The 13,493-nt window shown below is 70.7% G+C and carries 15 protein-coding genes; 7 read left to right on the top strand and 8 right to left on the bottom strand.

Features of this window, described 5'->3' with window-relative positions:
• Positions 1-18: 18 nt before the first annotated feature.
• On the bottom strand, positions 19-1,311 hold the full coding sequence (locus E1P53_RS04725; RefSeq protein ID WP_131733605.1) for a class I SAM-dependent RNA methyltransferase: 1,293 nt from the start codon (positions 1,309-1,311) through the stop codon (positions 19-21).
• Positions 1,308-3,314: an APC family permease gene (locus tag E1P53_RS04730; protein WP_131733606.1), complete on the bottom strand. Its 2,007-nt coding sequence runs from the start codon at positions 3,312-3,314 to the stop codon at positions 1,308-1,310. The genes E1P53_RS04725 and E1P53_RS04730 overlap by 4 nt, the downstream gene beginning before the upstream one ends.
• Positions 3,315-3,392: 78 nt before the next feature.
• On the opposite strand from E1P53_RS04730, the gene E1P53_RS04735 reads away from it, so the two are divergent.
• On the top strand, positions 3,393-4,058 hold the full coding sequence (locus tag E1P53_RS04735; protein WP_131733607.1) for a potassium channel family protein: 666 nt from the start codon (positions 3,393-3,395) through the stop codon (positions 4,056-4,058).
• Entirely contained in the window at positions 4,055-4,717 is a 663-nt protein-coding gene (locus E1P53_RS04740) for a potassium channel family protein (RefSeq protein ID WP_006899148.1), read from the top strand. The genes E1P53_RS04735 and E1P53_RS04740 overlap by 4 nt, the downstream gene beginning before the upstream one ends.
• A 17-nt stretch (positions 4,718-4,734) precedes the next feature.
• Here the strand turns inward: E1P53_RS04740 and E1P53_RS04745 are convergent, their stop codons facing one another.
• Positions 4,735-5,313, bottom strand: a complete 579-nt coding sequence (locus tag E1P53_RS04745) for a DUF3159 domain-containing protein (RefSeq protein WP_371830990.1) — start codon at positions 5,311-5,313, stop codon at positions 4,735-4,737.
• A gap of 128 nt (positions 5,314-5,441) precedes the next feature.
• Positions 5,442-5,816 (bottom strand): OB-fold nucleic acid binding domain-containing protein, encoded by a 375-nt coding sequence (locus E1P53_RS04750; RefSeq protein ID WP_006899151.1) that lies wholly within the window; start codon positions 5,814-5,816, stop codon positions 5,442-5,444.
• Positions 5,817-6,034: 218 nt separating this feature from the next.
• Here E1P53_RS04750 and E1P53_RS04755 point away from each other — a divergent pair, with 218 nt between their 5' ends.
• The gene (locus tag E1P53_RS04755; protein WP_006899152.1) at positions 6,035-6,766 is read left to right on the top strand and encodes an alpha/beta fold hydrolase; all 732 of its coding nucleotides are present in this window, start codon (positions 6,035-6,037) and stop codon (positions 6,764-6,766) included.
• A gap of 43 nt (positions 6,767-6,809) precedes the next feature.
• Here E1P53_RS04755 and E1P53_RS04760 read toward each other — a convergent pair whose 3' ends face one another.
• Entirely contained in the window at positions 6,810-7,625 is an 816-nt protein-coding gene (locus tag E1P53_RS04760) for a DUF3710 domain-containing protein (protein WP_006899153.1), read from the bottom strand.
• A 74-nt stretch (positions 7,626-7,699) separates the two neighbouring features.
• Positions 7,700-8,170 (bottom strand): dUTP diphosphatase, encoded by a 471-nt coding sequence (gene dut, locus E1P53_RS04765; RefSeq protein WP_006899154.1) that lies wholly within the window; start codon positions 8,168-8,170, stop codon positions 7,700-7,702.
• Between the two features lie 23 nt (positions 8,171-8,193).
• Between dut and E1P53_RS04770 the strand changes: the two genes are divergently transcribed.
• The gene (locus tag E1P53_RS04770; protein ID WP_131733609.1) at positions 8,194-8,706 is read left to right on the top strand and encodes a DUF3093 domain-containing protein; all 513 of its coding nucleotides are present in this window, start codon (positions 8,194-8,196) and stop codon (positions 8,704-8,706) included.
• 114 nt (positions 8,707-8,820) lie between these two features.
• Complete coding sequence (locus tag E1P53_RS04775) at positions 8,821-9,840, top strand: IS481 family transposase (protein ID WP_131733610.1); 1,020 nt, start codon at positions 8,821-8,823, stop codon at positions 9,838-9,840.
• A 145-nt stretch (positions 9,841-9,985) separates the two neighbouring features.
• On the opposite strand, the gene E1P53_RS04780 is transcribed toward E1P53_RS04775, so the two are convergent.
• Positions 9,986-10,285: a DUF4193 domain-containing protein gene (locus tag E1P53_RS04780; RefSeq protein ID WP_006899156.1), complete on the bottom strand. Its 300-nt coding sequence runs from the start codon at positions 10,283-10,285 to the stop codon at positions 9,986-9,988.
• 455 nt (positions 10,286-10,740) lie between these two features.
• Here E1P53_RS04780 and cei point away from each other — a divergent pair, with 455 nt between their 5' ends.
• Positions 10,741-11,439, top strand: coding sequence for an envelope integrity protein Cei (gene cei / locus E1P53_RS04785; protein WP_006899157.1), 699 nt, complete (start codon positions 10,741-10,743; stop codon positions 11,437-11,439).
• A gap of 55 nt (positions 11,440-11,494) precedes the next feature.
• Here the strand turns inward: cei and E1P53_RS04790 are convergent, their stop codons facing one another.
• Entirely contained in the window at positions 11,495-12,457 is a 963-nt protein-coding gene (locus E1P53_RS04790) for an inositol monophosphatase family protein (protein ID WP_131733831.1), read from the bottom strand.
• A 147-nt stretch (positions 12,458-12,604) separates the two neighbouring features.
• On the opposite strand from E1P53_RS04790, the gene ppgK reads away from it, so the two are divergent.
• Positions 12,605-13,393, top strand: coding sequence for a polyphosphate--glucose phosphotransferase (gene ppgK / locus E1P53_RS04795; RefSeq protein WP_006899159.1), 789 nt, complete (start codon positions 12,605-12,607; stop codon positions 13,391-13,393).
• Positions 13,394-13,493: the final 100 nt, after the last annotated feature.

Consider the following 13,493-nt stretch of genomic DNA (forward strand, 5'->3'; position numbering starts at 1 on the left):
GCACCCCGGCCGGGGCGGTCATCGACCCCGGACCAGGCACGCGACCGCCTCCACGTGGTGTGTCAGCGGAAACGCGTCGAAGGCCCGTATCCCGGCGATCCGGTAGCCGGCCCGCGCGAAGAGACCGAGATCACGCGCGAATCGCGCTGCGTCGCACCCGACGTGGACCACGACGGCCGGTTGCGCCGCGGCGATCGCGCCGATCACCTTCTCCCCCGCACCGGTCCGCGGCGGGTCCAGGACGACGATGTCGGGCGTGGCCTCGAGGGCGGCCAGGCAGGCGGCCACCTCGCCGCGATGGGTGGTCACCGGATCGCCGGCGAAGGTCTGGTCGGCCGCGGCGAGCGCCCCGGCATCGGAGTCGACGACGTGCACCTGTTCCAGCCCGCCGAACCCGTCGGCGTCGAGCAGGGCTCCGGCGAACACCCCCGCGCCGCCGTAGAGGTCCCACGCGATCCGCGGCGCGGCGTCGAGGTGTTCCCGCGCGAACCCGACGACGGTGTCGGCGTAGGTCTGCGGGGCGGCGCGGTGGGCCTGCCAGAAACCCGTGACGGGGATCTGCCACTCGCGTCCGCCGACACGGCGCACGGCGGCGGCGGCGCCCTCGACGACCGTCTGCGCGCGGCGTCCGGTGCGCCGCTGCCGGTTCTTCTGGGCGCGACGCCGCGGGTCGCCCCGGCGCACCTCGGTGACCGGGGCGAGTTCGGTGATGTGGCGGACGCCGTCGGCGTCGAGGACCACCGCGAGCTCGGCGTGCGGGGTGAAGCGGCGGGCGGCGAGGTTGTCGACCATTCCCGGCGCGGGTTGCACGCACGCCTCGTGGACGACCCCGGCGCCGCGGAACGCACGCTGTCCGGCGCGACCGGTCCCGTCGACGGCGAGGCGGGTCCGCACCCGCCAGCCGGTGTCGGGGCCGGGCAACCGGCCCACCCCGCGACCGGCGAGCTCGGTGTGGGAGACCGAGGCCTCGTCGAGATGGCCGACGCGGGCCAGCACGTCGAGCAGGACGGCCTGTTTCAGGTTCCGCCCGTGGTCGGGGTCGATGTGCCCGAGGTCGCAGCAGCCGGCACCGGCGGCCGCGGCCGGACACGGCGTCGGCACGCGGTGCGGCGACGGTTCGAGGATCTCGACCGCGTCGGCCCGCCAGTACGAGTCGTGGCGGTCGTCGGTGACCTCGGCGACGACCCGCTCGCCGGGGATCGCGCCGCGCACGAACACCACCCGGCCGTCGGCCCGACCGACCGCCTCCCCGCCGTTCGCCGGCCGGTCGACGGCGACCTCGATCCTTCGTGCAGTCGTGTCCGCGCTCATCGGCGCTCCTCCGTCTCCCCGAGCGCACGGCGCGTCACGCCCGGCGCCATGTACCGCTTGGTGTCCTTGCGCCGGTCGGACGAGCTGAGCTGCCACGGCACCGACGTCACCATCACGCCCGGCTCGAACAACAGGCGCCCCTTGAGCCGCAGGGCGGACTGGTTGTGCAGGATCTGCTCCCACCAGTGACCGACGACGTACTCCGGGATGAACACGGTGACGACGTCGCGCGGGTGTTCGCGCCGCACGCGCCGCACGTAGTCGATGACCGGGCGGGTGATCTCCCGGTACGGCGAGGCGATGACCTTGAGCGGAACCGTGATGTCGCTGGCCTCCCACTCGCTGACCAGCTTTCGGGTGTCGCGGTCGTCGACGTTGACCGTGATCGCCTCCAGCACGTCGGGCCTGGTCGCCCGCGCGTACCGCAGGGCGCGTTTGGAGGCCATGTGCAGGCTCGACACCAGCACGATGGAGTGGGTCCGGCTCGGCAACACGCCCTCGTCCTCGGCCTCGGCCAGCTCCAGCTCGTGCTGGACGCTGGCGTAATGGCGGTGGATCAGCTTCATCAGCGCGAACAGCGCCACCATCGCCAGCACCGCGATCCAGGCGCCGGAGGTGAGCTTGGTGGCCAGCACGACGACCAGCACGGTCCCGGTCAGCAGGAAGGCGATCGAGTTCACGATCCGCGACTGGATCATCCGACGGCGGGCGCTCGGATCGGATTCGGTGCGCAACAGCCGGGACCAGTGACGCACCATGCCCAGCTGGCCGAGCGTGAAGGACACGAACACCCCGACGATGTAGAGCTGGATCAGAGTGGTCACCTGCGCGTCGAAGGCCACCACGAAGACGATCGCGGCCACCGACAGGAACAGGATCCCGTTGCTGAACGCCAGGCGGTCGCCGCGCGTGTGCAGCTGCCGCGGCAGGTAGCGATCCTGCGCGAGAACCGAACCGAGGACCGGGAACCCGTTGAAGGCGGTGTTGGCCGCCAGCATCAGGATCAGGGCGGTGACCACCACGACGAGGTAGAAGCCCGCGGGGAAGGAGTCGAACACCGCCCGCGCGATCTGGGCGATCATCGACTTCTGCTGGTAACCGTCCGGTGCGCCGACGAGGTCGGCGGCCGGGTCCATCACGTACTTCGCGCCGATCTCCTGCGCGAGGACCACGATGCCCAGCAGCAGGGTGATCGACAGCGCTCCGACCATCACCAGTGTCGTCGCCGCGTTGCGCGACTTCGGTTTCCGGAACGCCGGGACGCCGTTGCTGATCGTCTCCACGCCCGTCAGCGCCACGCACCCGGAGGAGAACGATCGGGCGACGATGAACACCAGGGCCAGGCCGGTCAGGTCACCGTCGTCGGCTCGGATCCCGAAATCGGCTGTCTCCGAACGGACCTCCTCCCCCAGGACGAAGATCTCGGTGAAGCCCCAGACGAGCATGGCGAACACGCCGATGATGAACGCGTAGGTCGGCAGTGCGAGCAGCGCCCCGGACTCCTTGATGCCGCGCAGGTTGATCGCCGCGAGGACGACGATCGCGCCGACGCAGAACCAGACCTTGTGGTCGTCGACGAAGCCGACCGCCGACCCGATGTTCTCCGCGGCTGCGGTCACCGAGACGGCCACGGTCAGCACGTAGTCGACGAGCAGGGCGCTGCCGACGGTGAGGCCCGCGTTCGGCCCCAGGTTCAGGGTGACGACCTCGTAGTCGCCGCCACCCGACGGGTAGGCGTGCACGTTCTGGCGGTAGGCGGCGACCACGACCGCGAGCACCACCGCGACCGCGACGGCCACCCACGGGGTGAACGCCAGCGCCGACAGGCCCGCCACCGACAGGACGAGGAAGATCTCCTGCGGCGCGTAGGCCACCGAGCTGATCGCGTCGGACGCGAAGACGGGTAGGGCTATCCGTTTGGGGAGAAGCGTGTGGCCCAGCTTGTCGCTGCGGAACGGTCTGCCGAGCAGCAGTCGCTTCGACACCTTGGTGAGGGTGGACACCAGGCAACCCTAGAGCCTCCGCCTCACGGCGGGTAGGTTCGACTCGCGGCACCCGAGCCGCGTCACGAGAGGAATGTCGTGCAGGTAGTCATCATGGGTTGCGGGCGCGTCGGCTCGTCGCTCGCCATGGCGATGCAGAAGCGCGGACACGACGTCGCGATCATCGACCGCGACCCCTCCGCCTTCGCCCGGCTGGGCTCCGGGTTCGCCGGACGCACCATCGTCGGCGTCGGATTCGACCGGGACATCCTCGTCAAGGCCGGCATCGAGCATGCCGACGCCTTCGCCGCGGTGAGTTCCGGTGACAACTCCAACATCATCTCCGCCCGTGTCGCGCGCGAGACCTTCGACGTCGAGCGTGTGGTCGCCCGCATCTACGACGCCAAGCGCGCCGAGGTCTACGAGCGTCTCGGCATCCCCACCGTCGCCACCGTGCCCTGGACCACCGAGCGTTTCGTGACCGCCCTCGGCGAGACCGCCACGACGGAGTGGCGCGATCCCTCCGGCGGGCTCGCGATCGCGCAGATCGACGTCGACGAGTCGTGGATCGGCGTGACGGTCACCCGGTTCCAGGAGCTGACCGGCGCCAGGGTGGCGTTCCTCAACCGGGTCGGGCGGCCGATCCTCCCCGACGCCAAGACCGTCCTGCAGCAGGACGACGTCGTCTACGGCGCCGTCCTGCTCGACAACCTGAAGTACGCGCGCGAGGTCGCCGCGAAACCGTTCTGGCAGGAGGAGTCGTGAAGGTCGCCATCGCCGGGGCCGGCGCGGTCGGGCGTTCGATCGCCCGTGAGTTGCTGACCAACGCCCACGAGGTCACGCTGTTCGAGCGCAAGGCCGACCACATCGACCCTGACTCGGTGCCGGGCGCGTCGTGGATCCTCGCCGACGCCTGCGAGCTGTCGCGTCTGGAGGAGGCGCAGCTGCAGACCTTCGACGTGATGATCGCCGCCACCGGCGACGACAAGGCCAACCTCGTCGTCAGCCTGCTGGCCAAGACCGAGTTCGCCGTGAACCGCGTGGTGGCCCGGGTCAACGACCCCCGCAACGAATGGTTGTTCGGGGAGGACTGGGGAGTCGACGTCGCGGTGTCCACGCCGCGGCTGCTCGCCTCGCTGGTGGAGGAGGCAGTGTCGGTCGGAGACCTGGTCCGCCTGATGACGTTCCGTCAGGGCCAGGCCAACCTGGTGGAGCTCACGCTCCCGTCGAACACCCCGCTGGCCGGCAAGCCGGTGCGCAGGCTCGAACTCCCCCACGACGTCGCGCTGGTGACGATCCTGCGGGGCGGACGGGTCATCGTGCCGCAGTCCGACGACCCGATCGAGGGCGACGACGAACTGATCTTCATCGCGCCCGAGGAGGCCGAGGGCGCGCTCTACGAGGCGATGAAGATCGCGCGCTGAACCCGGTCGAGCGCCGCTCAGGCCTCGACGGAGTGTTCCTCGCGGACGGCGCGGCGGACGAGCAGGATCGTCGCGAGCACGACGAGCGCCGTCAGCGGCCACCCCATCGCGATGCGGGTGACCGCGAGCCACCCGGTCGCGCCGGCGTCGTACAACTCGGACTGGGTGAGATAGCGCGCGAGGAAGACCAGCGCCCACAGCGCGGTCGCGATGTCGTAGGCGCGCAAGGTCGGCCGATGGCGGCGCCATGCTGTCCCCTCGCCGTTGACGAGGTGCCAGGCCACGCCTATCAGCGGCCACCGGACGAGGACGGACCCGGCGAACAGGATCGCGTACGCGAGGGTGGTCCAGATCCCGAACAGGAAGTACCCCTTCGCGTCACCGACGCGGTGGGCGATGAACACGCAGATCGCGACGCCCAGCAGACCCGACAGCGCCGGGGTGAGGCGCTCGCGGCGCAGCAGCCGCACCGCGAAGATCCCGACGCCGACCACCAGCGCGGCGATGATGGCGGCCCGCAGGCCGAAGAAGGAGTTGACGGGCACGAACACCACCACCGGGATGGTGGAGTAGATCAGCCCGGAGACGCCGCCCATCTGTTCGAGAACCGTGGGCGCCGGCACCTCCGGCTCGGTGTCCGGCGCGGGATCGGGTCCGCTCGTCACAGGCCCGTTCTCGTCGTGGAGGGGGCGTTGCTGGGACTCGTCGGTCCCGGGATCGAAGGTCACTCGTCGGTGCCCTGCAATTCGTAGTACGGGTTGAAGATCACCTTGTGGCCGTCCTGGACGGCGACGCGGCCCCGCACGGTCAGCTTGCGGCCGGGTTCGAGTCCGGCGATCCGGTTACGGCCCAGCCACTTCAGCAGCACGACGTCGGTCCCGTCGAAGAACTCCGCCTTCACCCCCGCCTTCGCGGCGCGGGAGCAGGTCTCGACCGCGCGGAGCTCACCGTGCATGGTGACCTCGTCGCCGCGCGCGCAATCCGACGCGCGTTGGGCGCCGGTCGCCTTGGATTCCTCGGCGATGCGCTCGGCGTCGACGTCCCCGAGGTCCTCGGTCAGCCGACGGGTCAGTCGCTTGAGATAGCCGGCTGTGGGCATCCCAACCTCCCAGGTGTTTCGGTCGGCACCGTGACCCACGCGGGCGGTGCCGGCGCCACCGAACACATGATCGGTGACTCCCGCCAGCGTAGACCCGGTGTCGGCCGGTGACAATGTCGACGGCCGGGCCCCGGCCCCCGACGGGCGGAGCCCCTCTGACCCCGTCCGGAGGACACCTCCGGCCCGGTCCGGAGGACACCCTAGGGCATGATCGTCGCGTGCCGATCACCGACGCCCCGACCGGAAGGCCGCCCGAGCCCGCGGCACTCGTGGCGATTCCCGGAACCGGTTCCGACGCCGATCACGTCACCCGGGCGTTCGGACCGGCCGCACGCTCGCTGGGGGTCGACCTCATCGCCCTCGAACCGACGGCGTCGCTGATCGCAGGTCACGTGGCGGGGCTGGAACGCGCCGCCGCCGAGCACGGCCGGATTCTGGTCGGCGGGGTGTCGATCGGCGCGGCGATCGCCGTGGACTGGGCGCTGCGGGCAGGCGGCGCAGGATGCGCCGGGGTGTTCGCCGCACTGCCGGCCTGGAGCGGCGCTGCCGACGCCGCGCTCGCGGCGGCAAGCGCACGCGCCACCGCCGACGCCCTCGAGGCCGATGGGCTCGAGGCGACGATCGCGGCGATGGCGGCCGGCAGCCCCGACTGGCTCGCCGCGGAGTTGTCGCGGTCGTGGCGACGCCTGTACCCCGCGCTCGTCGGCCAGCTCCGCGAAGCGGCGTCGTACACGGCACCCACTCTCGGGCGGATCGCGACCCTCGAGGTGCCCCTGGCGATCGTGGCGGCCGACGACGACCCGATCCATCCGCTCGCCGTGGCGCGTGCATGGCGTGACGCGGCACCGCGAGCGGCGCTCGTCGAGGTGACCCTCGAGGGCTGGGGCCGCGAGCCCGCCCTGCTGGGCGACAGTTGCGCGGCGGCCTACCGGGGTCTCAGGGGCTCATAGCCGCTCGCCGGTTGACACTCGCCGGGGTCCGCACCCGGACGGGTCACCGACGGCGGAAGAACCGCTGCATCGCCGAACCCGACGACGGCGGCAGCGGCGGCTCCTCGTCGGCGGCGGGGTCGGCGGCCGCAGGCGCTCCGGTGTCACCGACGGCACCTGAGGCATCGTCGCCGAGCACGGTGGCGCCCGCCGCCTGGGCGGGCGCGCCGCCGGTCTCGGGTGCCTGCGGCACCTGTCCCGTGGCCTCGGCGGGCTGTCCCTCCTGGTCGCCGAACATCTGTTGCCGGGCTGCGGCGACCTGATCGGCGAGCACCGGCGGCAGGACGATCGGCAGCGGGTCGCGCGGCGGGTAGGGCTCGGAGCCGCGACGCACCACGGTCTCGGCGAGCACGGCCCGGCTGAGGCGGGCGAGGTCGTCCGCGGCCTCGGTGGGCCCGCTGCCCACGCACCGAACGAGCCAGCGCGGACCGTCGACGCCGATGAAACGATGGGTCGCGCCGTCGGCCTCGGCGACCACCTCGCGTCCCCAGTGACCGTCCTCGACGCTGGTGGCGGCCCCGCTGTCGCGCAGCGACTCGGCGAGCTCGCGCACCACCTCCCGCCACAGTCCCGGGGTCTTGGGGGCGGCGAAGGCGCTCACCGAGATCCGACCGATCGGGGTGACGAGATAGACGTTCTGGGGCTGGTGGTCCTCCGACATCTCGACGGTGACCTGGCCGCCCTCGACGACCGGGACGAGGACCGACCCCAGGTCGAGATGCGAGTTCTCCAGCTCCCGGGGATCGGTCTCCAGAGCATCGATGTCGTAGGGACCGCGAGCCTCGCCGACCCGCAGCCCGTCGGAGGTGTTGTTCGTCATCGCCTACTCCTCGTCGCCGGCATCACGTCATGAACATTAATCGACGTGTGCCCGGCGACCTCCGTCATGCGATCTCAACCCAGGATGGCGTGTCCGCCGCTCGAGCCGTAGCCGCCCTCGCCGCGGCTCGTCTCGTCGAGTTCGTCGACCTCCACGAACTCCGGGAGCTCGACGCGCTGCACGATCAGCTGCGCGATCCGATCCCCGCGGGAGATGGTGATCGACTGCTCGGGGTCGAGGTTGATCAGGCACACCTTGATCTCGCCGCGGTATCCGGCGTCGATGGTTCCCGGCGTGTTGACGATCGACAGGCCGGCGCGGGCCGCAAGCCCGGAGCGCGGATGGATGAGCCCGACGGTGCCGTGCGGCAGCGCGATCGCGATGCCGGTGCCGACGAGCTGCCGGCGGCCGGCGGGGAGTTCGAGGTCGATCGCCGAACACAGATCGACTCCCGCGTCCCCGGGATGGGCGCGGGTCGGCAACGGCAGATCGGGGTCGAGGCGTCGTACCGCGATGGGCGGCAGAGGGGGGAGATCTGAGGTCACGCACGCAGACTACGCTGACGCGAGTGAGCGCACCTCATCCAGACAGCAACGGCGGCGCCGACCTCTACGACGAACGACTGGTCGTCCCCTGGTGGTGGTGGTTGGCCGCAGTGGTCGTGACCGGGGTCGTCGGCTACGAGATCCAGCTGTCGGCGCACGGCAGCAAGTGGAGCATCATTGGCTACGTCGCCACCGCGTTGATCGCGGTCATGCTCCTGATCTCCATGAGCCGCACCCGCATCCGGGTGACCGCCGACGGCGAGCTGCACGCGCACCGCGCCCGGCTCCCCCGCTCGGTCATCGCCCGCGGGGCGACCGTCCCGCCGAGCGCGAAGTCGGCGGCCCTCGGGCGCCAGCTGGACCCGGCCGCCTATCTCGTGCACCGCTTCTGGGTGAAGACCATGGTGTTGCTCGTCCTCGACGACCCGGACGACCCCACGCCGTACTGGCTGGTGTCCACGCGCCACCCGGAGAAGGTCCTCGAGGCGCTCGGCCTGTCCGACGCCGCCGCCGACCGGCCGGAACCGCGGGCCTAGCTGTACTGACCCGGAACGTTAGGTACAGAGTTCGGCGAGTCGACGTGACATAGGGAAGACCTCCGAGTGAGGTGTGGAGCTGTCTAAGAACCGCTCCTCAACCCGGAGGTCTTCATGTCCCACCGTAATTCACCGCTGTCCCCGACTGGCCGGTTGCGTCTGGCTCGGTGTGTTGTGGACGACCGGTGGCCACTGCGCCGCGCAGCTGACCGGTTCAACGTGTCAGTCACCACGGCCAAGCGATGGGCGGATCGCTACCGCGACCACGGGCCGGCCGGAATGGGTGATCGGTCCAGCCGGCCCCGATCGTGTCCGCATCGCACCAGCCGGCGCCGGGAACGCCGGGTCGTCGGGTTACGCGTCTCCCGCCGCTGGGGGCCAGCCCGGATCGGATACCACCTGGGGTTGAACGTCTCCACGGTGCACCGCATCCTCACCCGCTACGGCTGCCTACGACTGTCGTGGATCGACCCGGCAACCGGGGCGCCGGTACGTGCCCGCAGACGCGAGATTCGCCGGTACGAACACCAAGCGCCCGGAGACTTGATCCACGTCGACATCAAAAAGCTCGGCAGAATCCCCGACGGCGGTGGACATCGCGTACACGGCCGCGCCCAGGGCACCCGCAACTCCAGTGCCCACCGCGAGCCTGGACGAACCCGCAAAGTTGCTGGCCGCCCCAACCTGGGGTACGCGTATCTGCATCACGCCGTCGACGACCACTCCCGCTACGCCTACTCCGAGATCCTCGCTGATGAGAAGAAGGAAACCGCGACCGCGTTCATGACTCGGGCGTTGGCGCACTTCGCCTCGATCGGTGTCACCACCGCGCGAGTGATGACCGACAACGGGTCGTGTTACCGGTCCCGCATATTTCGGGACTTGTTGCACGACAACAAGATCAAGCACAAGCGGACCAGACCGTACCGGCCGCAAACCAACGGCAAGGTCGAACGATTCAACCGGACCCTGCAGGAGGAATGGGCCTACGCCCGTCCCTACCTCAGTGAAACCGAACGCGTCGCGGCCTTCCCCGAGTTCCTTCGCATCTACAATCACGAACGCGGCCACACCGCACTCCGAGGCAACTCACCCGCCGACCGCGTACCCAACCTGTCGGGTCAGTACACCTAGCCGGCTCCGGTCCCGACCGAGATCTGGCATGTGAAGCGGCGCTCCCGCTCCCCTGCCGACAGACGACCCGAGGACGACCAGACCCGAAGACGACAAAAAGGGGCCGCGCCGCATGGCGCAGGCCCCTCGTCGTCGGTCCGGTCGATCAGGCGCAGTCGACGCAGATCAGCTGGTTGCCGTTCTCCTCGGCCAGCCGGCTGCGGTGGTAGACGAGAAAACAGCTGCTGCAGGTGAACTCGTCGTCCTGCTTCGGGATGACCCGCACCGACAGTTCCTCGCCGGAGAGGTCGGCGCCGGGGAGCTCGAAGGATTCGGCGGTGTCGGACTCGTCGACGTCGACCGCCGCGGCCTGCGCCTCGCTGCGGCGGGCCTTCAGCTCCTCGAGAGAGTCTTCGCTGAGGTCCTCGGTCTCCGTGCGTCGTGGCGCGTCGTAATCAGTAGCCATTGTGTGCCTTCTTGTCTGAGAGTGTGAGGGGGCGCTCTCGGCCGCGGCTTGTGGCCGTGACCCAGGGTTGCGCACGACTCCGCCGGGATTGTCTTGCCGGTGGGTCACTGACAACGTCCGATCGGGCGGAATTCGTTCCCGGCGGACCGGCGTATTGTGTGACTTCCGTCACGGTTAGATATCGGCTGCACCCCAATGCTGGAAGCGCGGGCGCCCGAAGAATAGACCACGCCCCCGCCATCGTCAATACGCCGACACGAATAGGTCCGAAAACGGTCGTCCCACGCTGGTGGGACCGAGTGCTCGCGGCCCGGCGCGCGTCGACCGGCGAGGCATGCCCGCCTCCCGCGAACGGAACCTCTAGAGTGATCGGCGGATCGTGCGGGGAACGGCCCGGCCGGTCCGTCCGCCCCGGCATCAGCCCGGTTCGCAGCGCCAGTGAGGAGTCAGTCCAGGTGGTCTCGAAAATCACGACCGGCTACCCGACCGACGAACAGGGCCGCCCCTACAAGCGCCGCAGGTACGCGCCGGCCGCGATCACCGTCGCCGTCCTGCTGGTCCTCGGTGTGATCGTCTGGTCGGTCGTCCTCACCTCCGACGGCGACGCGTCGGTGCCCACCGCGTGCAACCAGCCCAGCCCGCCGTCGGTGACCGAGACCGCGGACGCGGGCACACCGCAGCCCGCCCCGCCCACCCTGACGCGGGTGCCGCGAGACGAGATGCTCGACGTCGCCCCGGCGCCGCTGCCGTCCTTCCAGGTGCGCGTCCTCAACGCATCCGGCGAACGCGGCGCCGCCCGGTCGGTGTCGGAGGATCTCGCGGCACATGGCTTCACCCCCGCGCCCGACACGCCGTACGCCGACGACACGATCTACCAGAACCAGGACCTCAACTGCGTCGGCCAGATCCGATTCGGACCGTCCGGTCGGGCCGCCGCCGCGGCCGCGTGGCTGGCGTTCCCGTGCGCGGAGCTCGTCGAGGACGACCGTCGCGGCACCGTGGTCGACGTCGCCCTCGGAGTCCACCACTCGAGCGGCGAACTCTCCCAGGACGCACAGGCCGCCCTCGAGGCGTTGCGCTCGGCGGATCCCACCAACCCGGACACGGGAGCCGATCCGGCGTTGGTGAAGGCCGTCCACTCCGCTCCCTGCTAGCGGCCGCGCGACCGAGGTCGCCGGCAGCACTCGCCCGACGGCCGCAGTCCGAACGTCAGGCGATGGGTTCGCGCGCGCCCAACTCGTCGAGCAGTGCGAGGAACTCGTCGGCGATGCCGGGCGCGACCGCGACCGTCACATGCCCCTCGTCGGCGCGGGAATCCGGCGGCGGGGTGATCACCACGGCCCCGGCCTCGGCGGCGATGAGTCCGCCGGCCGCCCAGTCCCACGGGCTCAGTCCGTGCTCGTAGTGGGCGTCCACCGCGCCCGACGCGACCATGCACAGGTCGAGGGCGGCGGCGCCGACCCGCCGGATGTCACGCACGCGGGGCAGCAACTCGGCGACGATGCGTCCCTGCGCGCGTCGTCGTCCGGCGGCATAGCCGAACCCCGTTGCGACGAGCGCGAGTTCGGTGCGCTCCACCGGGTTGCAGCGCAGCTCGGTGCGGGCGCCGGTCCCGTCGGACATCCACGCCCCGCCGCCGCGGGTGGCGCCGTAGACGATGCCGCGGGCCACGTCCACCACCGCGCCGGCGACGGACCGGCCGCCGACCTGGGCGGCGACGGACACCGCGTAGGCGGGGATGCCGTACATGAAGTTGACGGTGCCGTCGATCGGGTCGACCACCCACCGCACACCGGACGGGACGGCGCGGGTGCCGCCGTCCTCCTCTCCCAGGATGTCGTCGTCCGGGCGGGCCCGGCGCAGCCGCTCGCGGACGAGGCGTTCGGTCTCGGTGTCGGCGACGGTGACCGGGTCGGTTTCCGTCGACTTGGTCGACACGACCGCTTCCGCCGACTGGGTCGACACGACCGCTTCGGCCGACTCGGTCGAAGCGGCCGCTTCCGTCGGCTCGGTCGACGCGGGCGGGGCGTCTGCGGAAGGCGCCGTGCCGGACAACCCAGGGCCGAACAACTCGGGACGGCGGCGTCGTACGTGGGCGGCCGCCTCCTGCGCCACGTCCACCGCGATGGCGGCCAGTTCGTCCACCGGAATCGTCTGCTCCACGTAGACAATGTCAGCACATGCGATCGCCGCCCGCTCCACCGGCGACCCGGGGTGCCGTATCCAGAGCGAATCGGACACGCCGATGACGCGCGGGCTGCCGGTCGCGCCGATAGCCTGAGTGACGATCATTACCGTCCCGGAAGGGGAAATCACACCATGACCGACACGCCCACCGCCGCAGGCTCGCCCGCTCCCACCAACCTGGGTTTCGGGGTCGACGTCGGGGGTTCGGGGATCAAGGGCGGCATCGTCGATCTGGACACCGGCGCGCTCGTCGGCGAGCGGTTCAAGGTGCTGACCCCGCAGCCGGCGACCCCGGAGGCGGTCGCCGGCGGCGTCGCCGAGGTCGTCGCCCACTTCGGGTGGGACGGCCCGGTCGGGATCACCCTGCCCGGCGTGGTCACCGACGGCGTGATGCGGACCGCGGCGAACATCGACAAGGCCTGGATCGGCACCGACGTCGACGAGCTGTTCAGCCGGCATCTCGGCGGCCGGCAGGTCGCGGTCCTCAACGACGCCGACGCGGCCGGGATGGCCGAGGACGCCTACGGCGCGGGCAAGGGCGTCGACGGCGTGGTGATGTTGCTGACCTTCGGCACCGGCATCGGCTCGGCGATCCTCATCGACGGAACACTGGTGCCCAACACCGAACTCGGCCACATGCAGGTCGGCAAGAAGGAGGCCGAGCACCAGGCGTCCTCGCGGGTGAAGGAGGAGAAGGGCTGGTCCTACGAGAAGTGGGCCGAGAAGGTGTCCGACGTGCTCAAGGCCTACGAGGCGCTGTTCTGGCCGAAGCTGTTCATCGCCGGCGGCGGGATCAGCCGCAAAGCCGACAAGTGGATTCCCCTGCTGACCAATGAAACCCCGGTCGTGCCGGCCACCCTGCGCAACACCGCGGGTATCGTCGGCGCGGCGATGGCCGTCACCCGCGGCCTGAAGATCTAGCCGGGCGCCGGCACGCTCGCCCGGCGTCCCCGGAACGAGGGCCAGCCCGCGGATTGACCAGGGCTTTGTCACACCCGACCGGACGATGTCGTTACAATGG

The sequence above is a fragment of the Gordonia paraffinivorans genome, assembly GCF_900683595.1.
In the GTDB taxonomy this organism is placed as follows: domain Bacteria; phylum Actinomycetota; class Actinomycetes; order Mycobacteriales; family Mycobacteriaceae; genus Gordonia; species Gordonia paraffinivorans.

Bases quoted from the DNA above. Each gene is read 5' to 3' on its own strand.
- E1P53_RS04725 (WP_131733605.1), bottom strand. From the start codon at position 1,311: ATGAGCGCGGACACGACTGCACGAAGGATCGAGGTCGCCGTCGACCGG.
- E1P53_RS04745 (WP_371830990.1), bottom strand. From the start codon at position 5,313: ATGGGCGGCGTCTCCGGGCTGATCTACTCCACCATCCCGGTGGTGGTG.
- E1P53_RS04750 (WP_006899151.1), bottom strand. From the start codon at position 5,816: ATGCCCACAGCCGGCTATCTCAAGCGACTGACCCGTCGGCTGACCGAG.
- E1P53_RS04760 (WP_006899153.1), bottom strand. From the start codon at position 7,625: ATGACGAACAACACCTCCGACGGGCTGCGGGTCGGCGAGGCTCGCGGT.
- E1P53_RS04775 (WP_131733610.1), top strand. From the start codon at position 8,821: ATGTCCCACCGTAATTCACCGCTGTCCCCGACTGGCCGGTTGCGTCTG.
- E1P53_RS04780 (WP_006899156.1), bottom strand. From the start codon at position 10,285: ATGGCTACTGATTACGACGCGCCACGACGCACGGAGACCGAGGACCTC.
- ppgK (WP_006899159.1), top strand. From the start codon at position 12,605: ATGACCGACACGCCCACCGCCGCAGGCTCGCCCGCTCCCACCAACCTG.